This window comes from Peribacillus sp. SRI_006 (assembly GCF_057586375.1).
In genome coordinates this window covers 66162-93076 of the sequence record NZ_JBYCZT010000013.1, presented here as the reverse complement: position 1 = coordinate 93076, position 26915 = coordinate 66162, and the positions used below count along the sequence as shown (strand labels likewise).

The window sequence follows — 26915 nt, the reverse complement described above, 5'->3', positions numbered from 1 at the left end:
ATTCAAGTTTTCTTAATATCAACCATCATAATGTACAGCATTCATTGTGGAAGCAGTCTGTAAATCTGATTATAATGCCATTTAATCCACTGAAAATTTCGCATTTTTCTTAAAATATACATAAAAGGCCTAAGCGAATAAGCTTAGGCCTTTTCAAATATCATTAATCAAGCAATTCAAAATGCTCTTCTGTTTCATTTTCTTCTGGTGGTAATTCATGCTCCCCATCAAGATTATAGTGATCTCTAATTTTCTGAGAAATTTCCTGAGCGATGTCCTGATTTTCTTTCAGGAAAAGCTTCGCATTTTCACGGCCTTGTCCGACACGCTCTTCATTGTATGAATACCATGAGCCGCTTTTAAGGACGATATCAAGGTCTGCACCCATATCGATGATTTCACCTTCCTGTGAAATCCCTTGACCATACATGATGTCAACTTCTGCTTGGCGGAATGGTGGAGCAACTTTGTTTTTTACAACTTTGATTTTCGTTTTATTACCCACGATTTCATTACCTTGTTTTAATTGCTCCGCACGGCGCACTTCCAGACGAACAGTTGAATAGAACTTCAATGCCCGGCCTCCCGGAGTCGTTTCTGGATTCCCAAACATAACACCGATTTTTTCACGGACTTGGTTAATGAAAATGGCAATGGTATTTGATTTATTAATGGAACCAGACAGTTTTCTAAGTGCCTGAGACATCATCCGGGCTTGGAGACCCATATGGGAATCTCCCATTTCGCCTTCGATTTCAGCTTTTGGTACAAGTGCCGCCACCGAGTCAATGACAATGATATCTACCGCTCCGCTTCGAACTAACGCTTCAGCGATCTCTAGGGCTTGTTCACCCGTATCAGGCTGTGAAAGCAGTAACTCATCGATATTCACACCAAGTTTTTCTGAATATGCTGGATCTAAAGCATGCTCGGCATCAATGAATGCAGCCGTCCCGCCAGTCTTTTGTACCTCTGCAATGGCATGTAATGCTACAGTCGTTTTACCGGAGCTTTCAGGTCCATATATCTCAATGACCCGGCCTCTTGGATATCCGCCTACTCCCAACGCTACGTCCAATGCTAAAGAACCGCTTGAGATCGTTGAAATCCTACGATCAGTCTGTTCCCCAAGTTTCATAATCGAACCTTTACCAAATTGTTTCTCAATTTGTTTTAACGCCATATCTAAAGCCGCTTGACGATCACTCACTTAATTTCCTCCTCTATATTCAACTAATCGGCTGTCCGATTAAAGGTGTACTTACGTTAGCAATTATTCGAGTTCAAGGTTTGTACCCTGTCTCAAAACCTATCTTTACTATATACTCTTTTTACTATTTTGCCAAGCAAAAAGTCGAACATTCATTCGTTTTTTTCTTTCGGGATATTCTTTGTAAAAAAGCGTTTTAGCTTAAGGAAATTTCCATTTCGCTTCACTTACTCCCTAAAAAATACATTTTTATTGAATTAACTTTTTTCTTTTTTCCCTATTTTTCAAGAAACAAACTTCTAAAACCAAATAAAAAGCAGAGCTGTATTAAAGCTCTGCTTATGGCGTTTATAAATCCCTTAATAGGTAATGACAGCCGTATTTCACACTCCGAATACGGTTTTGCGCCCTGCTACCGGAAAGATTCAACTCCTTGAAATGAGTGTTTCCATCGCGATAGGAAATGCCAATAAATACTGTACCAACAGGCTTGCCTTCTTGTTCATCCGGCCCTGCAACACCCGTAAAACTTATGCCTACATCCGCATCGAGCTTACTCCGGACATTAGAGGCCATTTCCATTGCACACTCACCGCTGACCACCCCATACTCAGATATGGTATCATCACTGACGCCGAGGACATTGGACTTCGCATCATTCGTATAGCAGACCATTCCGCCCTTAAAGACTTTACCGGCGCCCGGGATGGTTGTCAGCTGTTCTTGGAACATCCCCCCGGTCAAGCTTTCAGCTGCCGCGATTGAAAGCTTGCGGACCGTTAATTCTTTTACAAGTTCCTTTATTAGCGAAGTATTATCACTTCCATAATGGAACTTGCCGACCCTGCCAAGAATTTCTTTTTCCGTTTCTAAAATAAGTTCTTCGCATTTTTCTTTGGAAGGGCCTTTGGCGGTGATCCTTAACGTCACTTCCCCTTCGGCTGCCAGCGGAGCGATTGTCGGATTCGTTTGATTGACAAGGAGATCTTCAATCACCGTTTCCAGTTCGGCTTCACCTATACCGTAGAACCGTAAAACCTTGGAATCAATCCGTTCATGCTTTTCCAATTTATTCATGATCTTTTCATAACCATAACTTAAAAACATCGGCTCCATTTCACTTGGTGGACCAGGCAGAAGCATATATGTAATCCCGGATTTGGACAAAACCATTCCTGGGGCCATGCCATGATCGTTTGCCAACACTTCACTGCCTTCTAAGACAAGGGCCTGCTTTTTGTTGTTTTCCGTCATCGGCCGTTCCCGTTTTTGGAAGTAAGCTTCAATGGATTGCAAAGCTTCATCATTAAAAACGAGCTTTTTCCCGATATGGCGAGCAATCGTTTCTTTCGTTAAGTCATCTTTGGTAGGACCAAGCCCACCGGTAAAAACAATCAAGTTCGCCCTCGATTCAGCGACTTCTATAGCTTGATGTAATCGACGGTCGTTATCCCCGACCACAGTATGGTAAAAAACGTTGATCCCCATTTCCGCAAACTGCTGCGATAAGAATCTTCCATTAGTGTTATTGATTTGACCTAAAAGAAGCTCTGAGCCCACTGCAATGATTTCTGCATCCATCTTTTCAAAACCACCATTCGTTTTTACTTTGAATTAACAAACACTTCTTTGTTTTTTATAAAATAATCCAAACCTGACCAGATTGTAAAGATTAATGCAATCCATAATGCGATATTGGCAAATGGAAGTGAAATGAGGGCAAATGGAAGGTTATGCAGCAATAAAGCCGAAATAGAAACAATTTGTGCCCATGTTTTAATTTTACCTAGCTGGTTCGCTGCAACCACTTCCCCTGTACCCGCTAACACCAAACGCAATCCAGTGACTGCAAACTCGCGACTTATGATCACGATGGCAATCCAAGATTGACCGTACATTAAATCCAGATCAACCAAAACGATTAAGGCAGCCGAAACAAGAAGTTTATCTGCCAATGGATCTAAAAATTTCCCTAAATCAGTAATCATATTATATTTTCTGGCAAAATGGCCATCGATCCAATCCGTAGTGGAAGCGATTATAAAGAGGATGGCTCCAGCCAGGTGTGCCACTGGCAAACTGTATTCTCCCCAAGTCAGAGTCCCCCATGAAAAAGGAACGAGCATGATGATTAAAAATACTGGTATTAAACAGATTCTTGCTACTGTAATCTTATTAGGCAGATTCAAAACTTTTACCTCCAAAATTTACGCCTGCCATTCGGGCCTGCGTCTTAGATCTAAAATAATGCTTATATGTATAATTTAACTCAAAATCCAATCTTATATGCCGAGTGGACCATTCCCCGCCGCCTTACCATTAAATAGAGCAAAAATAGTCATCTATAAGATGACTATTCGGCTTTCGTAAATTGTATCGTAACCAATTGCGTATTCACTTCAGTCGGTGAAATGGAATACTCCAGCTTCTCATCATTCACATAAATCTCTGTTTCATATGCCCTGCCTATATTGATGACAGCTTCTTTTTCATTGGTGAAATCAATTTCTTGGCTTTTATCCTTTTCGATAGTGCCTTGGAAAAGTAATTTACCTTCACCATTTTTTATGCCGACCCATGGTGAGCCTTTGGAGGTCACCTTTAATTTAAAAGTATCGGTATTTTTTAATTCATACGTACTATTTTTACCGCTGGAACTTGTGACGGCAAGATTTTGCTCTTTCTCTTCATCTTTGACTGCTGTATCATCTTCATTCTTCTTTTCAGATGAATCTGATTTTTCTTCATTCTGTTTTTGGTCTGCATTCTCTTCTTCTTTGTTAAACTCTTCACTTTTATTGTAACCCACGGCATCGCTTTGTTTCGCGTCCTTTTTGTCCTCGTTATCCGGATTACTCATATAGTTCAATACCAGAACCCAAATCAATACGGCCGCACCAATGACTAAAACCGCAGCCAAGATCTTCGGTAACAATTCCACTACCTTTGAATCTCCTGCCGGAATGGTTTTCCGGGATTGGACCCGTGAAAGCTGTTCTGGCAATTCCTCACTATAGACCGATGGTATTTCACTCTTATATTGTTCGAAAATCTCTTCTGAATCCAGTCCGACCGCTTCACAATATTGCTTTATGAATGCCCGTACATAGAACTTTCCTGGCATCATACTGTAATTTCCCTCTTCAATGCCAATGAGGTAACGCTTTTGGATCTTCGTTAATTCCTGCAAATCTTCTAGGCTAAGACCTTTGGCTTCCCTAGCTTCCTTTAATCGATTACCCAACTCAGTCAAATAAAACACCTGCCATTTTAAAAGTCAAAGGAACCAAAATCGGACCCTGAAAACTGGTCTTTTTGGTCGACAACTTCATATGTTATTTCTTCTTCAGGATTGTTTCGCAATTCAATAATATAATCAAAGTCTTCGAGGGTATACTCCGTATTTTGGACGAAAACATCCGGATGTTCGATTACTTTGACAGCATCAAGCCTCATTATTTCACGAATCAACTGCCAATGACGCTCATTTGCACGGCGAGTGGAAACAATTCCATCTAAAATGAACAAATTATCATTATTATATTCATCCTCAATAAGCTGGCTGCGGATAGTCTGCTTTAAAAGGGTCGAGGACACAAACAACCATCTCTTATTAGCACAAACACTCGATGCCACGATAGATTCAGTTTTTCCGACACGGGGCATCCCTCGGATCCCGATCAATTTATGACCTTCCTGTTTAAATAGCTCGGCCAGGAAATCGACAAGCAAGCCTAGTTCATCACGAACAAACCTAAAAGTGTTTTTCTCATCGGCATCGCGCTGAATATAGCGTCCATGCCTGACTGCGAGGCGATCACGTAATTTAGGTTCCCTAAGCTTAATGACCTTTATCGTATCCATCGTACGGAGAATTGACTCGAATCTTTCTATATTACGGCTGTCTTTGGCCAACAAAAGTAACCCACGCCTTCCTTCATCGACCCCGTTAATGGTGATGATATTAATGGAAAGCATACCCAGAAGGGATGAAATATCCCCTAATAAACCAGGACGGTTGACTTGAATTTCATATTCAAAATACCATTCTTTATTATCCACGATAACACTCCTTAAGCCTAAAAGCTTTTACCCTAATCATGGGCAAAAAACTTATCCATCGTAAATTTCAAGGTCTGAACACTTTAATATTAATTGTCTAGCTTCTATAATATAGCATTTCGTGATAAGTTAAAAGGAAAAACCCTATAAAAGTATTCATTTTTATATAAGAGGACAAATAGTCATCCCCCTCGAATCCAAAAGGCCCTGTTAATTAATAACAGGGCCTTTTGGATTGATATTTTACTTCGTTCCATTGTTCTCGACTAACTTGACCATGACACTTGCCATGGCATGTTTTTCTTGATCGCTTGCCACTGACCAAAGATCAGCAAGCACTTTCTCTTGGTCATTCTGGGGCTCAACCTGATTAGCTAGGTAATCACCGATTTCGTAAGCCAAGTTGGTAACAGCGCCTTCTGACAAGCCTTGTTGTTCACCTTGATGTAATCTGTCGCCTAAGAAGTTTTTCCATTGATCCCAATTGTCCAGTACAGACATGAATGGTCACCCTTTCCTTCAAAATAGTACAAAGATATTTTGTGAAGAAATTGAGGAAATTATTCATGTCTTTTTAAAAAAATCATGTGTACCATCCGCCATTTACGCCTAAAATTTGCCCGGTTATATAGGACGACTTGTCGGAAAGCAAATAGTATACGGCCTCCGCGACTTCTTTGGAATGCCCCATCCTGCCCATCGGGATATCGCCTTTGATGATTTCCAGATCTTCTGCACTGAAAGATTCGAGCATGGAAGTGGAAATCGCACCGGGGGCAACGGCATTCACCCGGATTCCATTAAGCGATACTTCTTTGCTAAGCGCCTTGATAAAAGCATTTTGACTGCCTTTGACCATTGAATATAATACTTCACAAGATGCACCTGTCTGCCCCCAAATTGATGTGACGGCAACGATGGCAGCCTGTTCTTGGTACATAAGCTTTGGAAGCAGTTCCTTTGTTAATTGGAAAGGGCTCGTTACATGCAGCTGAACCATTTCAGTAACGATAGTCTCATCCATATCAGATATAAGCCCATAATAGCTATTGCCACTATTAAGGACGATTGCATGAAGGGCAAAAATATTTTCCGCCAATTTCTTATAGCCGTCCGGTGCAGCCAAATCCGCTTGTATCGGAATAAGTTCGACTTGATGAGGCTTCAGTTCTTCAATCAGGGCAAGTATCGCTTCTTCATTGCTGTTATAATGTAAATAAAGTGAGTAATTCTCCTCGGCGAGCTTTATAGCGATTTCCCTGCCGATTCCTCCACTGGCTCCTGTAATAAGGGCAAAACGTTTCCCCACTTTCACGCCCCCTTTTATATTATTTCGGAAGTACCTGACAGACTGTCATCCGTTCATCGGATATTAAGTCCTTGGCGACCTCCCTGATATCTTCGATAGTTAGTTTTTCCAATACCGATACAACATCGAACAAGTTCATATCATTGAATGCATATCTGGTGAATTGATTCGCTATATATTCCGGCGAATTCAAGGAACGAAGGAAAGAACCGATTTTTTTCTTGATAGTCCTTTGCAGGCTTTCTTCATTCAGGCCGGTTCCGGCTTTTGATTTTTGCAGGATACCGAATAAAGACTCCATCAACTCATCAGGTTTGGCACTGTCCCCGCCAATTAACGCAAACCCAAAACCTTGTTCCTGTGTGTAATCATATGAGAAGCTTTGATCGATCAACCCTTCCTCATACAGCTCCTCATGCAAAGGCGAACTTTTGCCAAACAGCATTTCCAAATAAATATTGGTCGCCAATTCCCTTTTCAAAAGCTGTAAACCGGATTGGTTTACATTGATGGCCTTGATGCCCAGCATCACTTTTGGTGTCTGGACATTCATCCTTAAGACTTCCTTATCCTTGGCAACGATTTCCGGCTCTTCGTCAAATTTACGTTCCACTGCTGGTTGTTCGTTGTACCCTTTATCATTTTGGTTATCCCGAATCAGTTTCATGGTACTTTCGACATCTACCGGTCCTACAACAAATAGGAGCATGTTGCTAGGATGGTAAAACGTATTATAACATTCATAAAGCATATCTTTCGTAATACCTGCAATCGATTCCACAGTACCGGCAATATCGATTTTCACTGGATGCTGATGATACATATTGGCAATCGTCCCAAAATATAACCGCCAGTCTGAATTATCATCATACATGTTGATTTCCTGCCCAATGATTCCTTTTTCCTTTTCTACCGTCTTTTCCGAAAAGTAAGGGTCCTGGACAAAGTCAATTAAGGTAGTAAGATTCCTCTCGAAATCAGACGTGCTGGAAAATAAATAAGCTGTACGGGTGAAAGAGGTAAAGGCATTTGCAGATGCTCCCTGCTTTGAAAATTGCTGAAAAACATCACCATCTTCCTTTTCAAATAGCTTATGTTCAAGAAAATGGGCAATCCCATCTGGTACTTTAGAAAATTCCGTTTCATTCAATGGTTTGAAATGGTTGTCGATTGAACCATAATTCGTCGTGAAAGTCGCAAATGATTTATTGAACCCGCTTTTCGGAAGAATATATACTTCGAGACCATTATCCATTTTTTCATGGAAAAGCTCTTCTTTCAATTGAGTGAATGCTATTTTTTCCATTACCCTTGCACCTCCGCTTCCGTTAGGAAATAAATCGTATCAAGCTGGATCTTTTGACCAACTGCAATGATTTCTTCCTTTGTCGTCCGCTCTGTTTTTGTAAACCACTCGTCGAGTGATATATCCTGCCCGGAAATCACATTATGATATAAAATTTCCACAAGCCCTCTCGAAACGTCAATGGTTTCAAGGAGCTGGTTCTTAACGACCGCCTTTGTCTGTGCAAGTTCTTCATCGGAAAAGTTACCTTGCTTCATTTCCTTCATTTGTGCATGAATGATATCCAATGCCTGCTTGTAGTTGGCATTTTCAATGCCGGCCATGACCATCAATAGTCCTTTATGACTTTCAAGCCTTGAAGCTGCATAATAAGCAAGGCTGGCTTTCTCCCTGACATTAATGAAAAGTTTTGAATGTGAAAAGCCACCAAAAATCCCATTGAAAAGCTGAAGAGCATAATAATCCGGATCACCGTATGCAACTTGGGTTCGATAACCGATATTCAATTTCCCTTGTTTCACATCCGAATTCTCGATGATTTCTTTTTCCTTCTCCACTGCCTTGCCCGTATCCCTCGGCAGTCTAACAGGCTCACGTTCTTGCAACGACACATACTTGTCAGCCAGTGCCTCCACTTCCGATCCATCGATGTCGCCGATTACATATAAATCGATTTCATCTTCCGACAGCATTTTTTTATAGTAGGCGAATAGGGACTCTGGAGTTATCGTTTCCAAGTCTTGAAGATTACCGCTCGCTTCTAAAGCATATGGTTCGTTTTTGCACATTTCCTCTACTAGACGTGTAGCTGAATATCGCATTTTGTCATCGGAAATGGATTGAATCCGCTGTTTTAAGGAACGGATTTCATTGGAAACCGTTTTAGAGTCAAAGGCTTCGCCGTTTTTCTTCGGATTGAAGATCACCTCTGATAACAACCCAAAAGCCTTTTCGAGAAGCGGGGTTGAATCACTAAGGAATTTTTCATTGACGATATCAATCGTAAAACTTATGATTTGATATTCTCCTTTTTTAGCTACATCGACATAAAACCCTGCTCCATATAAATCATCAAGATAAGATCGAAGCTCGGGTGTTGTAGGATATTTACTTGTATTGCTTTGTAACACATATGGCAGCAGTGCACGATATGTAACGTCCTCTTTTGTCAAAGCGGCCTTCATCTTCAGCACGAGAGTATTTGTTTTATATTTATCCGTCCGGACCACATGAAGCTTGTAGCCGCTTTTTTCCGTAATTGTATCGGAAGCAATAGACATGAATAATCCTCCTCATTATATAAATCACCTTTATTAGCTTATTGTTTGTAGTTTGGAACCCTTTTAAACATCTACTTAAAATATACATGTGAAAGGAAAAATCATGCAAGTTACAGCTACTTTTTTTGTTTTTTCACCAGCTCACCATCATTTATGGCTCAATCTCTAAAGAAAAAACCGGCCAGCACAGTTTGCTGACCGGTTAGACACTTATCTTTTCCCTTTGATGTATGGCTGTCCGGATGCTTTTGGAGCATCAGCACGTCCAATGAAACCAGTTAGCGCAATGATCGTCAGAACATATGGAGCGATCAAGAGGTAAACTGATGGAATATCCTTGAAGAAAGGAAGGCTCGAGCCAACGATACTTAAACTTTGAGCCAAACCAAAGAATAAAGCTGCTCCCATTGCCCCAATCGGGTGCCACTTACCAAAAATCATGGCGGCAATGGCCATGAAACCTTGACCATTAATTGTCGCATGATTGAATTCATTTGAAAAGATGGTAGCATAAATCGCTCCGCCGATCCCTCCAAAAGCACCTGATAATAAAACGGCGGCATATCGGATTTTCGTAACATTGACACCCATCGTATCAGCAGCCATGGGATGTTCTCCCACTGCACGAATCCTTAACCCGAATGGTGTTTTATAAAGAACATACCAAACGACAAAAGATATGAGAATCGCTATATATACGATGTAATAACCATTTGCGAAAAAGATGGGCCCAATAAATGGAATATCACTTAATAATGGAACATCAATCCTTGGGAATGTTTCTGTGATTCTATCAGTTTGACCTTTGTCAAAAATCAGCTTCACCAAAAACATGGTCAGACCTACTGCCAACAAGTTGATGGCAACCCCACTAACCGTTTGGTCCGCCCTGAACGTAATGCATGCCACAGCGTGCAGAATGGAAAACAGCAAGCCGGCAATCATTGCCGCTAAGACTGCGAGCCAAGGAGTCCATTCCCCAAATACATCAGCAAACATTAAGTTAAAAACAATCCCTGTAAAGGCACCAATGACCATCAAACCTTCTAAACCGATGTTTATGACACCAGCCCGTTCAGAAAACACTCCTCCGAGTGAAGTAAAAATAAGTGGAGCAGCTAGAGCTATCATAGATGGAATAATAATTTGTAATACTTGGAAGAAATCCACTTATTTCACCCCTTTCTTAAATCGAGCGGCAATCCAACGAATAAAATAACTGGATGCTACGAAGAAAATGATCAATGCTATGACAATATCCACAATTTCACTAGGTATTCCGGTTTCTAGCGGCATATTTAAGGCCCCGGCTTTCAGTCCCCCAAACAATAAGGCTGCAAGCACAACACCAATAGCCGTATTCGCCCCTAATAAGGCTACTGCAATCCCATCAAAGCCCATACCTGTGAACCCGCCCTTGACCGCGGCATAACCGAAAGTTCCAAGGCCTTCCATCGCACCCGCAAGTCCTGCAAAAGCACCTGAAATAACCATGGAAAGTATGATGTTCTTATTGACACTCATCCCTGCATACTCGGACGCGTGCTGATTGAAACCTACCGCTTTCAGTTCAAAGCCGGTTTTGGTCCTTTCAAGCAGGAACCACATGATGATTACGCAAATAATCGCTACGACTATTCCCCAATGCATCCGGGAAAAATCCGTAATGCTTTCAAAAAAAGGAGACCGCAGTGATGCTGTATCAGCAATTCTTTCTGTTTTATCCAGCTTGTCAGTCATTACATTCCTAATTAAATAATTCGTCACATATAAAGCTGTATAATTCAACATGATGGAAACGATTACTTCATGTACACGGAACTTAGCTTTTAAATAACCAGGGATAAAAGCCCATAATGCCCCAGCAGCTGCACCAGCTAATATGGCCAATGGCAAATGGATGATCCTTGGAAGATCAAAAGCGATTCCGACCCAAACTGCAGCCAGCCAGCCTACAATTAATTGCCCTTCTACACCGATATTGAAAAGGCCCGTGCGAAAAGCAAAAGCCACTGCCAAACCGGCAAGGATATAAGGGATGATTGTCCTGACGGATTCCCCTACATAATAAGAATCCCCAATAATTCCATTTACCATGGAGCCATAGCCGGCAACTGGGTCATAGCCGCTTACCAACATGATTATGGCCCCAACGACTAAGCCGAGGATAACTGCTATTAACGGACTCGTTAATTTAGATAAATACTTAGACATTTTGTTTTCCACCTGCTTCCGTCCGTTTACTGCCGGCCATTAGAAGGCCAAGCTCCTGTTCAGTCGTTTCTTTCGGATCGACAATTGCGACGATTTCCCCTTCGTATATAACGGCAATCCTATCGCTCACATTCATGATTTCTTCCAATTCAAATGAAATGAGAAGTACTGCTTTTCCTGCATCACGCTGTTCAATGAGCCGTTTATGGATAAACTCGATCGCTCCTACATCAAGCCCGCGTGTTGGCTGTGCGGCAATCAATAAATCCGGGTTCCTATCAACTTCCCGGCCGATGATCGCTTTTTGTTGATTCCCGCCAGAAAGAGCCCTTGCCGGGGTATATTCACTCGGAGTCCGAACATCATAGCTTTTGATCAATGAACGGGCTTTTTCAAATATTTTCTTTGAGTTCAAGATACCGGCTTTTGAAAAAGGCCTTTGATAGTAGGTTTGCAAGACAATATTTTCCCCAATGCTGTAATCGAGAACCAATCCATGCTTATGCCTGTCTTCTGGAATATGGCCGACACCTGCTTCAGTGATTTTACGCGGCTTCAGATTCCTGATTTCTTTTCCATTTAGCATGATCGAACCAGCTGTTGTCTTCCTTAGGCCAGCCAATGCCTCAATCAGTTCGGATTGACCGTTTCCATCTACACCGGCAATACCGACAATTTCTCCTGCACGGACTGTTAAATCCAAGTTCCGAACAGCTGAAACGCCCCGGGAATCCTTGACTTCCAGTTCCTGAACCTCGAGAACTACATCCGAAGGAGTAGCGGCCGTTTTTTCCGTCTTGAATAGAACTTCCCTACCGACCATCAAGCTCGCCAATTCGTTAGGATTCGTTTCGTTGACGTTCACTGTACCAATTCCTTGCCCTTTGCGGATAACCGTTACCCGGTCACAAACCTCCATGATTTCCTTAAGTTTGTGTGTGATTAAAATGATAGATTTACCCTCTTTGATAAGGGCTTTCATAATATAAATCAATTCCTTGATTTCTTGAGGAGTCAATACAGCGGTCGGTTCATCAAAAATCAATATTTCCGCACCACGGTAAAGCGTCTTAAGAATCTCGACACGCTGCTGCATCCCTATTGAAATATCGGCAATTTTTGCATAGGGGTCAACACGAAGCTGATATTGTTCTGATAGTTTCCTAACTTCCTCGCTCGCTTCTTTTAAATCGATCTTACCCGCTTTGGATGGTTCTTTTCCTAAAATGATATTTTCCGTTACTGTAAAAGGGTCAACGAGCATAAAATGCTGATGGACCATCCCAATTCCTAAATCATTGGCAATGTTGGGACTGGTAATCTTGACTGGCTTGCCATTCACACGGATTTCTCCCTGCTCAGGCTGGTATAAGCCGAATAAAACATTCATCAAAGTGGATTTACCCGCGCCATTTTCACCTAATAATGCGTGAATCTCCCCTTTTTTAACCTGAAGTGTAACGTTATCATTTGCGACGATGCCGGGGAATTCCTTACGGATATTAAGCATCTCAATTACATATTCCACGTATTATCAACTCCTAAAATGAGTGTAAATATTCTTAAATCATTTAATTGCTTTTACTAGCTTATTGATTTTTTTAAAAAAACCAAATGAAAAACTACGATTCTTTCATAGTTTTTCATTCGATATTTTTTCAGTTTCAAAGCGTGATTGGGAAAAGAAAGAATAGAGGGCAATTCTGCCTCCCTATTCTTTCTGGCATTACAGCTTATAAATCAAGTTTTTCGAATTCTTCATCCGTACCCGGAACGACGAATTCACCTGATTTAATTTTTTCTGTCCATTCTTCGACCGCTTTTAAAGATTCTTCTGTTACGTTATCTTTTGTTTCGGAAATGCCTACACCATTTTCTTCGATACCGTACTCAATTACTTTTCCGCCTGGGAAGTTTCCTTCTTTCGCTTTCTCGGAAAGGTCTTTAACTGCCACGTCAACTCGTTTTAGCATGGAAGTCAGAGTGATGTTGTCGTCTGTTCCAGGAACTGCTCCCAATTTAGCTTGGTCGCTATCTACACCGATAACATAGATTTCTCTCTTAGGATCTTTTTGCTTTTGCTCTACTGCTTCAGTGAATACACCTTTTCCAGTTCCGCCAGCAGCATGATAAATGATATCGATACCTGAAGAATACATGGAGCCTGCAGTTGATTTACCGATGTCAGCTTTATTGAAATCCCCGGCATATTTAACTTCAACTTTTGCATCCGGATTTACTGATAAAACCCCAGCCTTAAAGCCAACTTCGAATTTCTTGATTAACTCAGATTCAACTCCGCCGATAAAACCGACTTTGTTTGTTTTCGTTTGCATTCCGGCAATTACACCTACTAGGAAAGAACCTTGCTGCTCTTTAAAATTAATGCTGGCTACATTCTTTTTGTCTACAACTGTATCCACGATGGCAAAGTGTGAATCCGGACGTTGGTCAGCCACTTCACCAACAGCTTCCGCTAAAAGAAAACCGATACCATAGATTAGTTGGTAATCTTCACGTACAAGCGTATTCAGGTTCTTAGCGTAATCGGCATCAGATTTAGATTGCAGGTAGTTGTAGCCATCTTTACCTTTTTCCAGACCATTATCCTTACCGAATTCCTGAATGCCCTTCCAAGCGGATTGGTTGAACGACTCGTCATCCACGCCGCCAGTATCAGTTACCATCGCAACAGTGAAGTTATCTTTGTTTTTCCCATTTGAAGATTCTTTATCATCATTCTCTGAATTACCACATGCTCCCAGTAGCGTACCGGCTGCAAGAACAAGTGAAAGAGCTAGTCCTAATTTGCGCTTTTTCAATTTTTATCCCCCTAATTTACATAGTTTTTTGAGCAGGAATGTTCTGAAAAGTCATTCATGTTTGCGTTTTCACTTCTCGTTAATTTTTTTTGCATACGTTTTGATCGACTTTTTTTGGAATCGAAACAATCGCTTGCATTCATCCGTTTGCAGAGTCAAGGCCTACACACGTTTACGAAGAACATGAAAGCTGAACATATTGGCTTTAAAGTAGTTAACAGAATACAGGATAGGCTGGTCCCAATCATCCAGATGCATCTGCTTTAAAACGAGTAGCGCGGCTTCTGGCGAGCATTTAAGGATAGGAGAAACTTTCTCATGATATCCAATGGGCTCAATCTCCGCTACGGCATGCGTAATTTTCCGATGCGCATCTCTTTCCAAAATATCAAAAAGAGACTCATCATTACGGTCAAAATTTTCTGAAAGTATAGATTCAGGAATTTTGTCAATACAGTAGACGACTGGCTCCCCATTCGCTGTCCTTACTCGTTCGATGCTGACGATGCGTTCGTCTGTTGAACAAGAAAACCTGCGTATATCCTCTTCTGTAGGTTCTTGGGCCGTCGAGCTTAAGAAAATCGTACCCGGCTTCATCCCTGCCTCTTCAATCATGTTCGTGACACTTTTTAATTGCTCGATACCTGAAGTGAACCGAGGTTTCGGATTGACGAAAGTCCCAACTCCATGGCGGCGAATGATAATGTTTTCTTCTTCCAAAATTCGCAGCGCTTCTCGAAGTGTCGCCCTACTAACTCCCAATTTTTTCGCAAGATCGAATTCTGAAGGGAATTTTTCATTTTCCTGATAGACTCCAGCTTCAATATCCTGCTTCAGGTAATCAATGACCTGCAAATATAAATGTCGACTATCTGATTTTATTGACATACAGTTTCCCCCAGCTAATTTCTTAAGACATCAGACCTCTGATGTTGAATCATTCCTACTAATCGAAAATAATATAACATTTTTTTTAATATAAATAAATAGTGTTTTACTATTTACTTTAAAAGAATTTAGGAGAAATTACCCTTCCCTGTGTCTTTCAATCTAGATGTGGCCACGGAATTTGTACGATTATTCTCCTAAATCAGATAAATTTATAAAAAAATGCAAGATGCATGCAGCTATGTTCAAGATGCTTTTTTCCTGTATAATAGGATTTATCTTCTTTGAAGGGATGTACACAAGATGTTAAAGATTACAGAATACACAATCGAAAAATTGAATGATCCATTTGGTATTTTGTCCGGGGAACGTTACGAGTTGTTCTTGGATATTGAAGTGCCTGAAGAGGATGAGCTCTTTTCAGAAAATGGTTTATATATCCGGGTGCTTTTTGCTGTAGAAGAACAAAAAGGCAAATTGATTAAATATGATATTTTTGAAAAAGGGAACGAAGGCGCACTCGAATTCGATTTAGAAGAAGATGAAGAAGCGATGATTACCGACTTCTGCCTTCAACATTTAGACGAGGCGATGAATATTTAAAAAACCGGGCAGCTGCCCGGTTTTTTCTTTACCTATGATGAATGCGCTTCATCTTGTTCATCTTTTGTAACCAATACATTTCGTGGTTTACTGCCTTCATATGGACCGACAATTCCCCTAGCCTCCATTTCATCAATCAATCTGGCTGCCCGGGTATAGCCAATCCGGAAACGGCGCTGCAACATGGAAACGGATGCAGTCTGCATTTCTACGATCAAGGATACCGCATCCCCATATAAATCATCTTCGACTTCACCATTTGAGGTTTCTGCAATTTCATCGGGTATCATTTCTTCGTTGTATTGTGCTTTTTGCTGTGAGATGACATATGTGACAACTTCCTCGACTTCATTGTCGGATAAAAAGGCCCCTTGGACGCGGACCGGTTTTGAAGCTCCTGAAGGCAGGAAGAGCATGTCACCCCGGCCTAACAGTTTTTCGGCCCCGCCCATGTCGAGGATCGTTCTCGAATCGGTCATTGATGAGACACTAAAGGCAATCCTAGATGGGATGTTCGCTTTAATGACCCCTGTAATTACATCTACGGATGGCCGCTGAGTGGCAATTATCAAGTGGATGCCAGCAGCACGTGCCATTTGTGCAAGCCTTGTGATGGCATCCTCTACATCGTTAGAAGCGACCATCATCAAATCTGCCAGCTCATCGACAATGACCACGATATAAGGCAAGAGCGGTTGTTTGGCGTCTTCTTCAATGTTATACCGGTTAATGTAATCATTGTAGCCTTCAATATTTCGCGTACCGGAATGAGAAAATAGCTCATAGCGCCTTTCCATTTCACTGACCACTTTTTGCAGAGCCTGTGCAGCTTTCTTCGGATTGGTCACTACAGGTGCGAGTAAGTGGGGAATTCCATTATAGACATTCAACTCGACCATTTTTGGATCGATCATCATCATTTTCACTTCATGCGGTTTTGCCCGCATCAGAATACTCGTAATAATCCCATTGATACAAACGGATTTCCCGCTGCCCGTAGCACCAGCCACTAGTAAATGCGGCATTTTATTGAGCTCCGCCTTAACCGCTTCACCGGAAATATTCCGCCCTAAGCCTATTTGCAGTTTTGCGTCAGGCTTGTCAACTTCTTTGGCCTCCAAAACTTCCCTTAATGACACCATCGCCACTTCGGAGTTAGGCACTTCTATTCCGATTGCCGATTTTCCGGGAATCGGCGCTTCGATCCTAATATCCTTTGCGGCAAGTGCAAGGGCCAAGTCATCGGATAGGCTGACAATTTTACTTACCTTCACCCCTACATCCGGATGTACTTCGTATTTGGTTACGGCAGGACCTAAATGAACTTGAGTGACCCTCGCTTTCACTCCAAAGCTATGAAAGGTGCGCTCAAGTTTTGCCGCATTTTCATGAATCAATTGGTACTCTCCGCTTTGGTCGGTTTTTTTAGGCTGCAATAACAAAGAAAGAGGCGGTAAAAGATATTCTTTATTCTCCACCTCCGTAAAATTCATAGGCGGAACGGCATCATCCTGGTCCCCTGCATTTTCAGCTGCAGTTTCCGGAACAGCGGGAATTATTTCGTTTTCGTCATTATAGGCTTTATCAGCAAAGCTGGAAATGATCCGTTCCGTCGCCATTTCCTGTGTTTCCTCTTCTAGAGGGGCCTGATCCGTATCTTCCACCGGTTCGTTTTGCCGTTTCTTCTTTTTCACGGGATTCTTTTTCTTTTCTTTTTTGTCTTCATTCCACGTTTTCACATCATCTCTGAATGCGGACCATTGCTTTATGAAAAAGCCTCCAAGACCCCTGAAAAACTTCCCGAGGGTTTCACCTAACGTTTTCCCGGTCAATAGGACGGCACCTACAATGATAAAGAGGAATGAAACGATTTTCGATCCAGCTTCGTCGAATAAAAAGTATGAAGCGGCAAATAATATCGCTCCAATCATACCGCCCCCAAGGTCCTTTGAGCTGGCCTTGCCGGTCACTTCCATCCAGAATAGTTCCCATGTATTCGAAATGACGCTGGGCTTCGTAAATGGTCCCCCATCTGCAAGCATGTTAAACAGGGTAACATGACTTAGCAGGAGCATGCTCGCAACAAGGAAGTACATCCCGACCAATTGCCGTTTCAACAGGTACGGGACCTCTCTCTTTATCATCAAATAGAAACCAGCTGCAATTGCTCCCAACAAAAAGAGGATATACCATTCCCCCATGAAGAAGCGGATTAAAAAGACCGTCCCGTTTCCCACTGCTCCAAGCTTGGCAATGGCAATGATGGCCAAACCTATTATGGTGAGGCCAATCAATTCATATTTAAGCGTTAGTTTTAACTTCTCTGTACTATTCTTTTTTCTGCGTTTCTTCTTTGCCATAATATCACCTGATTCTTCATGAAACTATTCTAACTTTCCTATTCAACATCACTACTTGATTTCCCTTCACGAAACAAACGTTCGCTACTGATTATACCAAATAAATATGACCCTGTCCTTGATATATATACCATTCATTCTTTAGGCGGACATTTTTCCCATATAATGAATAAAGCAGCCAAGCGGCTGCTGATTTTCATTCCAGTATATCATAATTTACCTCAGTTAGTCGTATTTACTAATGGTTCATATGTTCGAACACATTTATGACAGCTCCCGGCTGAATGTGTACATTCATATAATCTTCAGGATCGGTGCTGACGATTCGATCAATGCGAAACGTACGGCCACCGTCATGTTCAACCATCACATGTACACCATTGTAGATCATTTCTATTAAATTTGCCGTCTTCTCATGGTGATGAGGGAAAATTATATCTTCAGGAACGATCGTATAAAGCGTCATTGCAGAAGCCCCTCCTCTTCCCCGGCAATTTTTGGCCTTCTTTCTTCCATGAAGCTATTTAGTTTTCTCATGGCCTGGCCCACTCCTCCTACATCATCGATCATACCGATTTCAACTGCCTCGGCCCCGATAACATTCGTACCGATATCACGTGTCAAGTTTCCTTTGGCAAACATTAAATCCTTAAAACTTTCTTCCGTAACGTTGGAGTGGCGCGTAACAAATTTAATCACTCTTTCCTGCATTTTATCCAAGTATTCAAAGGTTTGAGGCACGCCAATGACTAGCCCCGTCAAACGAATGGGATGAATCGTCATCGTTGCTGTTTCTGCTATAAAGCTATGGTCACACGAAACCGCAATCGGCACACCGATCGAGTGCCCTCCCCCAAGTACAATCGAGACGGATGGCTTTGATAGGGAAGCCAGCATTTCTGCGATTGCCAGTCCCGCTTCGACATCTCCTCCGACTGTATTTAATATGACAAGCAGCCCCTCTATATTGGGATTTTGTTCAATTGCCACAATTTGCGGAATAACATGTTCATATTTGGTCGTTTTATTTTGAGGCGGCAGCTGCATATGTCCTTCAATTTGTCCAATGATCGTCAAACAATGGATTTTTGAGTCTTGAGATAGTTGCGGAACATTAGTAGCCCCCAGCTGCTGGATCTTTTCGATTAAAGTTGAATTCTTACCTTCCTGCTTGCCTTCATTTTCATTTGGTAATGGTGCATTATCCACTATGCCAACCCCTTTCTCTTTTAGCCTATAGCTTTATTATGTCTCGAGCCTCGGACTTCATTCTTCAAGATATAAGAGTCAGAAAAAAGAACCCCTGACTGTTCAAATCAGGGGTTCCTTACTTAATATTCCATTATGATCGGTAAAATCATTGGGCGGCGTTTCGTTTTTTCATAGAAGAATTGGTTTAACGCATCACGCATTTCCTGCTTTAGCGTGGACCAATCAAAAGGCTGGCGCGACCCATTTTTCTTTACGATTTCACTTACTATTTCAGTTGCTTCCGCAATCATTTTTTCTGATTCGCGAACATATACGAAGCCCCTTGAAATGATTTCAGGGCCTGCTGCAATGCTTTTATCCTGACGGTTCAACGTGACAACTACAATCAAAATGCCATCTTGTGATAACAAGCGCCGATCACGAAGAACGATATTACCCACATCTCCAACACCGCTGCCATCTATCAAGATATTTCCTGCAGAGACTTTGCCGGAAAGCCCCATTTTATTGCCCTTAAGTTCGATGACATCCCCTTTTTCGGCAATTATGATGTTTTCACGCTTAATTCCCGCAGCAACCCCAACTTTTTGATGGGCATATAAATGGCGATATTCCCCATGTACAGGGATTAAGAATTTAGGATTCATCAAATTGATCATCATTTTTAGCTCTTCCTGGCTGCCATGCCCTGTTACATGCACTTTATATTTATTGGCAGATACCACTTCAGCACCTACCCTGTATAGCAAATCGACGGTTTTGGATAAAATAAGTTCACCGCCCTGCAGGGGTGATGCACTGATCAAAACGGTGTCTCCCTTTTTGATCGTTACCTGCTTGTGGGTCTGCTTTGCCATTTTTTGAAGTGCTGCAATGGGTTCGCCCTGATGACCTGTCGATAACACGACGATTTCACGGTCGTCATACTGGCCAATTTCATTAATCGGGATTATCAGCTCTTCTTCGACCTTTAAGTAGCCAAGATTCAAGGCTGTTTCATAAACGCGTTGAAGGCTTTTTCCTACAACTGCCACTTTTCTGCGACTTGCTGCCGCTGCATTGAAAACATGTTGAATCCGGTTGATGTTCGAAGCGAAGCACGCAACGATGATCCTTCCGGAGGCAGCATGGAAAGCCTCTGTAATATCTTTGGCCACAACTGCTTCTGAAGTCGTATAACCTGGCCTCTCGGCACCGGTGCTATCCGAAAGCAGGCATAGGACACCTTCTTCACCGATACTGGCCATCTTACCGATTTCCGGTTTATATAGATCGGTTGCTGCCTGGTCGAATTTGAAATCCCCTGTATAAACGATTGCACCTTCACGAGTGTGGATCACGACTCCGACAGAATCGGGAATGCTATGGTTAGTCCGGAAAAAGGACACGGCTGCTTGAGGGAAACTTAAAAGGGAATCCGAATCGATTTCAGTGAAAGTTGCCCTGCCGTTAAAGCCATCTTCCTTTAATTTCGTTTTGATTAAAGCAAGTGTAAGCTTAGTTCCATAAACAGGAGCCGGTAAATATTTCAAGACATAAGCAAGCGCTCCCATATGGTCTTCATGACCATGGGTAATGAATATCCCCTGCACCCGTTCCTTATTATCCATCAAATAAGAAATATCTGGGATGACCGCATCGATTCCGAGCATTTCGTCTTCCGGCAGCATTAATCCTGCATCAAGAAGATAGATGTCCTCGTTCACCTCAACGACGTACATATTTTTACCAAGCTCCCCTTGTCCTCCAAGAGAAATCACTTTTATTCCATTATTTTTATCTTTACCCAATCGAATATCCTCCTTAAAAAATCCCGTTCATAATTTCCCAATGATTTCATTATAACCGATGTTCAAAAAACATGACAACACTTACCATTTTCAGAGGTACTTTTTCATATAATTCAAAAAAACAACCTATTATGTAAGAGATGTTTCAATTGATCATAAAAAATTCCAATACTATCATCCCGAAATCGGAAAGTATATCCCGTTCATATACATCATTATGTAAAAACAAGCCAATCTTCAACGATCAGCTTGTTCCGTGTCTTTTTATTTTTTTAATACCTTGGTTAATGCCAGGCGTTCCTGCTCCGTCAATGGTACGATTGGGAGTCTCACCGATCCAACGTCAATTCCATATAACTGAAGAGCTGTTTTGACAGGTGCAGGGCTTGGCGCTGCAAACAAACCTTTTATAAGCGGTAACAGTTCCTGATGCAGCCGGGCTGCCTCTTTCAAGTTCCCACTGATGAAGGCCTCCACTATTTTCTGCAGCTCCTTGCCAGCAATATGTGAAGCAACAGATACTACACCCACACCACCAATCGCCAACACCGGTAGTGTTAAAGCATCGTCCCCGCTATATAATGCAAAATCTTCATCCGTGCCGGCTATGATTTGGGTCATAGCGTTTAAATCCCCGCTCGCTTCCTTAACGGCTACGATATTAGGAATTTCCGAAAGGCGGATGATCGTTTCCGGTTCAATGTTAACTGAAGCCCTCCCAGGGATATTATATACCATAACAGGGAGCTTCGTACTGGCTGCAATAGCCTTAAAATGCTGGTACAGCCCTTCTTGATTCGTTTTACTATAATATGGGGCAACCAGCATTATCGCATCGGCGCCATTTTGTTCCGCCTTTTTTGTCAACTCGATGGAAGCATACGTATTGTTGCTTCCTGTACCCATGATGATGGGCACACGTTTTTCAACAACCTTAGAAACATGACGCAATAACGCGATTTTCTCCTCCGAAGATAAAGTTGGAGATTCCCCTGTCGTTCCCGACAGCACAAGCGAATCGGTTCCATTCGTTAATAAGTAATTAACCAATGAAGTCGTCTTTTGAAAATCAATATTTCCCTTGCTATCGAAAGGGGTGACCATCGCGGTTGATACTCTACCAAATATCATCATCTAACACCTCTTTAATTTTTAAAACATTACTTAATAAAAAACCTGATTATTGGACTTCCCCTTCATGCAATTGAAATGCATAGTGCAGGGAATTAACGGCTTCTATTAAATCTTCTTCTTTTACGAGTACCCAAATTGTCGTATGGCTGTCCGCTGACTGGAGAATGGCAATTTCCTTTTCGGAAAGCGCTGTGACAATCTTCGCTGCCACGCCAGGTACTCCATTGATGCCTGCACCGACTACCGATACCTTGGCACAATTCCTTTCAATGACCGGTTCATGACCAAGCTCGGCCAAAATCGAGAGGGCAAGTTCTGTCATCTCTTCCGATACGGTATAAACTACACCACTTGGATATATATTTATAAAGTCAACTGAAATGGAGGCATTTGCCATCGCTTTGAAAACTTCAGCCTGTAGATTATATTGATCTTTTTTCGCACGGACCTTGATTTGAGTGATCTTTGGTACATGGGCAATCCCGGTCACAAGCCTTTCACGTATGTCACTGCCCTGGCTTCCCTTGTTCACGCCTGTAACAAGGGTTCCCAAACCTTCGCTGTATGTTGACCTTATCCGAATCGGGACTTTCGCCTGCATCGCAATTTCAACAGCTCTCGGATGAATGACCTTCGCCCCTTGATATGCCATGTTGCAAACTTCCGTATATGAAACGATTGATAATGGACGAGCTTGATCGGCAATCCGCGGATCTGCTGTCATGATTCCTTCCACATCCGTAAAAATATCGACCCGTTCAGCTTGCAATGCGGCACCTAATGCAGCTGCTGAAGTATCACTTCCACCACGGCCGATGGTCGTGATGTCACCATTTTTAGCAGCTCCCTGGAAACCTGCTACAACGACAACATCCTTCACCTCAAGTTCTTTCATGAGGCGATCGCATTTCATTTCGATTATTTTCGCACTGGAATAGTCGGTATTCGTCATGAATCCTGCTTGAGCTCCAGTATAAGCAACCGCATCAATACCATGTTCCAAGAGCATGTTAGTAAATACTACAGATGATATCGTTTCTCCGACAGACATAAGTAAATCCTGTTCTCGCTTTGAAAGGCTGGCTTTGGCTCCATTTACAAGGGAAAGTAAGGTATCCGTTGCATAAGGATCCCCTTTTCTTCCCATTGCTGATACCACAACCACTACTTTATATCCTTCTTTAATCGCTTTTTCGATATGCCCCTTGGCAAATGAACGGCTTTCCTCATCACGAACGGATGTCCCACCGTATTTCTGGACGATAATTTTCATAATATGCACCCCAAATATAAGCCAGCTCCCCGATCCGGGAAGCTGACAAAAACTCTCTATCCTATTGGAATTTATTTTTCTGTCGAGTTCATTAAGAATAAATTATTACTTAACCGTAACCAAACCTAATTTCAAAAGGCTTTCAGCAATTTGAACGGAATTCCAAGCTGCACCTTTTAATAGATTATCGGAAACCACCCATAAATGGAAGCCTTTATCTTCATCCAAATCTTTGCGAATTCGACCGACGAATACATCATTCTTGCCGACGGATGAAGCAGGTGTTGGGTAAACTTGTTGTTCCGGTTCGTCTTCCAACACTATTCCAGGTGCCGTTCTCATTAAATCCTTGATTTGAGAAGCCGCTATGCCTTCTTTTTCAACTTCAATGTATACAGATTCCGAATGACCTGTTACAACAGGAAGCCTCACGCAAGTTGCAGCCACTGGCAGGTCTTGCATATGCATGATTTTCTTTGTTTCATTAATCATTTTCATCTCTTCGAATGTGTACCCATTATCTTGGAATTTATCGATTTGGGGAATGACGTTAAATGCGATTTGATAATGCTTTTCGTCCCCTTTTACCGGTAATATTTTCGGATCGATCTCTTTTTCATCAAGCAAGTCGCGAGCCTGTTCCTTTAATTCATTTATCGCTGCTGCACCTGCACCAGAAACAGCCTGGTAGGTAGAAACGACAATTTTTGATAAGCCATATGTCTGGCGGATAGGCTCTAATGCCACAACCATTTGGATAGTTGAACAATTCGGGTTTGCAATGATCCCATTATGCTGCTTCAAGTCTTCTTCATTTACTTCAGGAACGACTAGCGGCACATTTTCATCCATGCGGAAAGCGCTCGTATTATCCACCACTATCGCACCGCGTTTCACTGCTTCTGGAGCCAATTCCTTAGACACGCTTCCTCCAGCACTGAATAAAGCGATATCGATGCCTTCAAAGCTTTCAGGTTTTGCTTCCTGCACTTCGATTTCTTCGCCCTTAAACGTAAGTTTGATGCCTGCGGAACGAGCCGATGATAAAAAGATGATTTTCTTAATCGGTAAGTCCCTTTGTTCGAGTGTTGAAATCATTTGTTGTCCTACTGCTCCAGTTGCTCCCACAACTGCAATACGCAATCCCTGTGTCTCAGTCATTTATACATACTCCTTTTCTATCTCTTAAATTAGTTATTTGTTGGATTCATTACTTCTTGTTCAGAATATCATTTATTTTATCACATTAACATTCCAAAGGGTCGGACTTTAACAAAATATTCTGGTAGTGGAGTGGTTTTTTATAACTTCAACCCACAAATTTATGCATATATGTCAGTCGTTGAAAGCAGATCCGTGGCAAAAACTTGTTCAGGCTAAATCATCCTTGAACCTTTCGACTATGACAGGTTGAATCTGTTCCCTCTCCAGTGCCGATATGATCGTATCCCTTATCATGCTCATCCTTGCAACCATGGAACTTGGTTTGCCTGTGGGATTATCCTGGCCATATGGAACAAAATAAATATCTTTTGCTGCCATCAGCCTCATTAGATTGACACCATTTAACCCAAGTGCATCATTTGTTGATATCGCGACCACGACTGGACGGTGATTCCTCATCGTCGCTTTTGCAGCCATAAGTACAGGCGAATCGGTAAGTGCATTTGCCATTTTACTCATTGAGTTACCCGTTAAAGGAGCGATCACCATACAATCGAGTGGCAATTTAGGTCCTAAAGGCTCCGCTTTGACGATTGTATCAACGACGTGATTCCCCGTCAATTTTTCTATTCTTTCGACCCAGTCTTCGCCCTTTCCAAAACGGGTTTCCGTGTTTTGAACAGTCGATGTTACGATTGGGATGACTTCCGCCCCTTCATTTACAAGTTTTTCTATTTCCGGAAACACTTCATCATATGTGCAATGTGATCCTGTTAATCCGAAACCAATCCGTTTACCTTTGAGACTCATATCATTTTCCCCTTCCTTTTCAAGAACTCGCCTTGAATCAATAGTCCCAGTGCATTCGCTAATATCTGACCAGCTGTTTTCGGAGCGACTATCCCCGGCAGGCTCGGTGCCAACAGCGCCTTAATTCCCCTTTTTTCAGCGTAACGAAAATCCGTTCCCCCCGGTTTTGAAGCAAGGTCGATGATTAATGTATGAACGGGCATATTAGCGATGACTTTTGCGGTAATTATAGGAAAAGGGATCGTATTGATACATATATCAACATTTTTCATTTCTGCAGCAAGATCATTTAAATGAAAAGGGGCTAATGCCATTTCACTGATCCTTGCTATATCTTCGCTTTTTCTTGCCCCCACCTTTACTTTTGCTCCAAGTGCCTGGAATGACCGGGCTACACTCATACCGACCCTTCCCAGTCCTAGAACGGCTACATTTGATCCATGGATAGTAAAATCCGTATGTTGAATGGCCATCATGATCGCACCCTCGACAGTGGGAATCGAATTATAAATAGCGACATCATCACGTTCGAACAATAGAACAAGTTTGCGATCCACCTTCTTGAATATCTCATCGAGGTAATCGTTACTGATTCCTGCATAAAAAGTGCAATGTTCCGGGGTATTTTTTATCATTTCTTCAGTCAAAACAACCTCTTCACTGGAAAAGATCGTTTCTACTTTCCCATCTGAATCCGTACCCCGGACAGGTAAAATAACTGAATCTAATTCCTTGAAGTTTATATCTTCCATTTTTTCCTTAACAGCTCCGGTAAAAGCATGGTCGAGCTGTTCAAAACCTACCAATAATAGCTTTGCATCAAGCTCTGTCAGTTTACGGACAACTTCAAGCTGACGCGCATCTCCACCAATTACAGCGATTTGCATGCCTGTAAGCATTAAAACCGTCACCTTCTTTATATAAAAGATCCTAAACATTCCTTGCCCCATGATACAATTCCTTCAGGAAGCAATTCGGTTTTTGCTACATTCTCTAGTTACCCTGCCATCTTATGTTTTTACTTAAAAAACGGTGATAAGAAAAGAAAAAACGCCATAGCTATTGCCAGCTAAGGCGTTTTCGAGAGTGCATTTCGAAAAGTTCCAAGGAGTATGAAGCGAGCGTCATTATCCGTCCATATGCTCTCCGTCTTTAAGCGAAAGTCCTTCCTGAAAATCAATGATGACCATATCCGCACCGATTTTTTTTATATGTTCCCATGGCACTCTTATTTCACTGCCATTCCTTAAAAGGCCGAACCATTTGACAGATGGAATGATCAACGAGGTAATTTGTCCAGTTTCATCTATTTCCAAATCCGTCTGACCAAGGATTCCTAATCTTTCCGCCCTATTCACATCGACTATTTCCTTACCGCTCAGTTCGCTTAACCTCAATTTTGGTTCCCCCTTTTTCGTCTTCTATTCAATCTATATCCGAAAAAGGTAAACTTAGAAGGCATTTAACCAAATATTGTC

The 26915-nt window shown here is 41.9% G+C and carries 25 protein-coding genes; 1 reads left to right on the top strand and 24 read right to left on the bottom strand.

Features of this window, described 5'->3' with window-relative positions; all coding sequences use genetic code 11:
- Positions 1 to 163 precede the first annotated feature (163 nt).
- The 14 genes from recA to AC2YHV_RS19365 all read right to left on the bottom strand — a co-directional run bounded on the left by recA (position 164) and on the right by AC2YHV_RS19365 (position 15091).
- A complete protein-coding gene (recA, locus tag AC2YHV_RS19430) occupies positions 164 to 1210 on the bottom strand; it encodes a recombinase RecA (RefSeq protein ID WP_034313522.1) in 1047 nt (348 codons plus the stop codon).
- 348 nt (positions 1211 to 1558) lie between these two features.
- Entirely contained in the window at positions 1559 to 2791 is a 1233-nt protein-coding gene (locus tag AC2YHV_RS19425; RefSeq protein ID WP_487373868.1) for a competence/damage-inducible protein A, read from the bottom strand.
- Positions 2792 to 2814: 23 nt separating this feature from the next.
- The gene (gene pgsA / locus AC2YHV_RS19420) at positions 2815 to 3399 is read right to left on the bottom strand and encodes a CDP-diacylglycerol--glycerol-3-phosphate 3-phosphatidyltransferase (protein ID WP_034313524.1); all 585 of its coding nucleotides are present in this window, start codon (positions 3397 to 3399) and stop codon (positions 2815 to 2817) included.
- A 164-nt stretch (positions 3400 to 3563) separates the two neighbouring features.
- Positions 3564 to 4463 (bottom strand): helix-turn-helix domain-containing protein, encoded by a 900-nt coding sequence (locus AC2YHV_RS19415; protein ID WP_057278385.1) that lies wholly within the window; start codon positions 4461 to 4463, stop codon positions 3564 to 3566.
- Positions 4464 to 4480: 17 nt separating this feature from the next.
- Positions 4481 to 5272: a DUF3388 domain-containing protein gene (locus AC2YHV_RS19410; RefSeq protein WP_034313530.1), complete on the bottom strand. Its 792-nt coding sequence runs from the start codon at positions 5270 to 5272 to the stop codon at positions 4481 to 4483.
- A gap of 243 nt (positions 5273 to 5515) precedes the next feature.
- A complete protein-coding gene (locus tag AC2YHV_RS19405) occupies positions 5516 to 5773 on the bottom strand; it encodes a DUF3243 domain-containing protein (RefSeq protein ID WP_057278386.1) in 258 nt (85 codons plus the stop codon).
- Between the two features lie 82 nt (positions 5774 to 5855).
- On the bottom strand, positions 5856 to 6581 hold the full coding sequence (gene ymfI / locus AC2YHV_RS19400; RefSeq protein ID WP_048684725.1) for an elongation factor P 5-aminopentanone reductase: 726 nt from the start codon (positions 6579 to 6581) through the stop codon (positions 5856 to 5858).
- A gap of 19 nt (positions 6582 to 6600) precedes the next feature.
- A complete protein-coding gene (gene yfmH, locus AC2YHV_RS19395; RefSeq protein ID WP_057278387.1) occupies positions 6601 to 7887 on the bottom strand; it encodes an EF-P 5-aminopentanol modification-associated protein YfmH in 1287 nt (428 codons plus the stop codon).
- Positions 7887 to 9167, bottom strand: a complete 1281-nt coding sequence (gene yfmF / locus AC2YHV_RS19390) for an EF-P 5-aminopentanol modification-associated protein YfmF (protein WP_057278388.1) — start codon at positions 9165 to 9167, stop codon at positions 7887 to 7889. Before yfmF ends, yfmH begins: the two co-directional genes overlap by 1 nt.
- A gap of 210 nt (positions 9168 to 9377) precedes the next feature.
- The gene (locus AC2YHV_RS19385; RefSeq protein WP_048684941.1) at positions 9378 to 10298 is read right to left on the bottom strand and encodes an ABC transporter permease; all 921 of its coding nucleotides are present in this window, start codon (positions 10296 to 10298) and stop codon (positions 9378 to 9380) included.
- A 39-nt stretch (positions 10299 to 10337) separates the two neighbouring features.
- Positions 10338 to 11381 (bottom strand): ABC transporter permease, encoded by a 1044-nt coding sequence (locus AC2YHV_RS19380; RefSeq protein WP_034313547.1) that lies wholly within the window; start codon positions 11379 to 11381, stop codon positions 10338 to 10340.
- On the bottom strand, positions 11374 to 12909 hold the full coding sequence (locus tag AC2YHV_RS19375) for an ABC transporter ATP-binding protein (protein ID WP_034313549.1): 1536 nt from the start codon (positions 12907 to 12909) through the stop codon (positions 11374 to 11376). Before AC2YHV_RS19375 ends, AC2YHV_RS19380 begins: the two co-directional genes overlap by 8 nt.
- 205 nt (positions 12910 to 13114) lie before the next feature.
- Positions 13115 to 14203, bottom strand: coding sequence for a BMP family lipoprotein (locus AC2YHV_RS19370; protein ID WP_048684735.1), 1089 nt, complete (start codon positions 14201 to 14203; stop codon positions 13115 to 13117).
- Between the two features lie 162 nt (positions 14204 to 14365).
- On the bottom strand, positions 14366 to 15091 hold the full coding sequence (locus AC2YHV_RS19365; protein ID WP_034313556.1) for a GntR family transcriptional regulator: 726 nt from the start codon (positions 15089 to 15091) through the stop codon (positions 14366 to 14368).
- A gap of 303 nt (positions 15092 to 15394) precedes the next feature.
- Between AC2YHV_RS19365 and AC2YHV_RS19360 the strand changes: the two genes are divergently transcribed.
- Entirely contained in the window at positions 15395 to 15694 is a 300-nt protein-coding gene (locus AC2YHV_RS19360; protein WP_057278391.1) for a DUF6509 family protein, read from the top strand.
- Positions 15695 to 15726: 32 nt separating this feature from the next.
- Here AC2YHV_RS19360 and AC2YHV_RS19355 read toward each other — a convergent pair whose 3' ends face one another.
- The 10 genes from AC2YHV_RS19355 to AC2YHV_RS19310 all read right to left on the bottom strand — a co-directional run bounded on the left by AC2YHV_RS19355 (position 15727) and on the right by AC2YHV_RS19310 (position 26834).
- On the bottom strand, positions 15727 to 18054 hold the full coding sequence (locus AC2YHV_RS19355; protein ID WP_057278392.1) for a DNA translocase FtsK: 2328 nt from the start codon (positions 18052 to 18054) through the stop codon (positions 15727 to 15729).
- A gap of 238 nt (positions 18055 to 18292) precedes the next feature.
- On the bottom strand, positions 18293 to 18520 hold the full coding sequence (locus AC2YHV_RS19350) for a YlzJ-like family protein (RefSeq protein ID WP_063576876.1): 228 nt from the start codon (positions 18518 to 18520) through the stop codon (positions 18293 to 18295).
- Entirely contained in the window at positions 18517 to 19263 is a 747-nt protein-coding gene (locus AC2YHV_RS19345) for a ClpP family protease (protein WP_094246577.1), read from the bottom strand. The genes AC2YHV_RS19350 and AC2YHV_RS19345 overlap by 4 nt, the downstream gene beginning before the upstream one ends.
- Before the next feature lie 122 nt (positions 19264 to 19385).
- Positions 19386 to 21056, bottom strand: a complete 1671-nt coding sequence (locus AC2YHV_RS19340) for a ribonuclease J (RefSeq protein WP_054396876.1) — start codon at positions 21054 to 21056, stop codon at positions 19386 to 19388.
- 264 nt (positions 21057 to 21320) lie between these two features.
- Positions 21321 to 22190 (bottom strand): 4-hydroxy-tetrahydrodipicolinate synthase, encoded by an 870-nt coding sequence (gene dapA / locus AC2YHV_RS19335; RefSeq protein ID WP_057278393.1) that lies wholly within the window; start codon positions 22188 to 22190, stop codon positions 21321 to 21323.
- Positions 22191 to 22236: 46 nt separating this feature from the next.
- The gene (gene dapG, locus AC2YHV_RS19330; protein ID WP_034313576.1) at positions 22237 to 23463 is read right to left on the bottom strand and encodes an aspartate kinase; all 1227 of its coding nucleotides are present in this window, start codon (positions 23461 to 23463) and stop codon (positions 22237 to 22239) included.
- 105 nt (positions 23464 to 23568) lie between these two features.
- Positions 23569 to 24624: an aspartate-semialdehyde dehydrogenase gene (asd, locus tag AC2YHV_RS19325; RefSeq protein ID WP_053534389.1), complete on the bottom strand. Its 1056-nt coding sequence runs from the start codon at positions 24622 to 24624 to the stop codon at positions 23569 to 23571.
- Positions 24625 to 24834: 210 nt separating this feature from the next.
- Positions 24835 to 25437, bottom strand: coding sequence for a dipicolinate synthase subunit B (locus AC2YHV_RS19320; protein WP_034313581.1), 603 nt, complete (start codon positions 25435 to 25437; stop codon positions 24835 to 24837).
- Complete coding sequence (gene dpaA / locus AC2YHV_RS19315) at positions 25434 to 26336, bottom strand: dipicolinic acid synthetase subunit A (RefSeq protein WP_048684752.1); 903 nt, start codon at positions 26334 to 26336, stop codon at positions 25434 to 25436. The genes AC2YHV_RS19320 and dpaA overlap by 4 nt, the downstream gene beginning before the upstream one ends.
- 228 nt (positions 26337 to 26564) lie before the next feature.
- Positions 26565 to 26834: a YlmC/YmxH family sporulation protein gene (locus AC2YHV_RS19310; RefSeq protein ID WP_048684753.1), complete on the bottom strand. Its 270-nt coding sequence runs from the start codon at positions 26832 to 26834 to the stop codon at positions 26565 to 26567.
- Positions 26835 to 26915 lie beyond the last annotated feature (81 nt).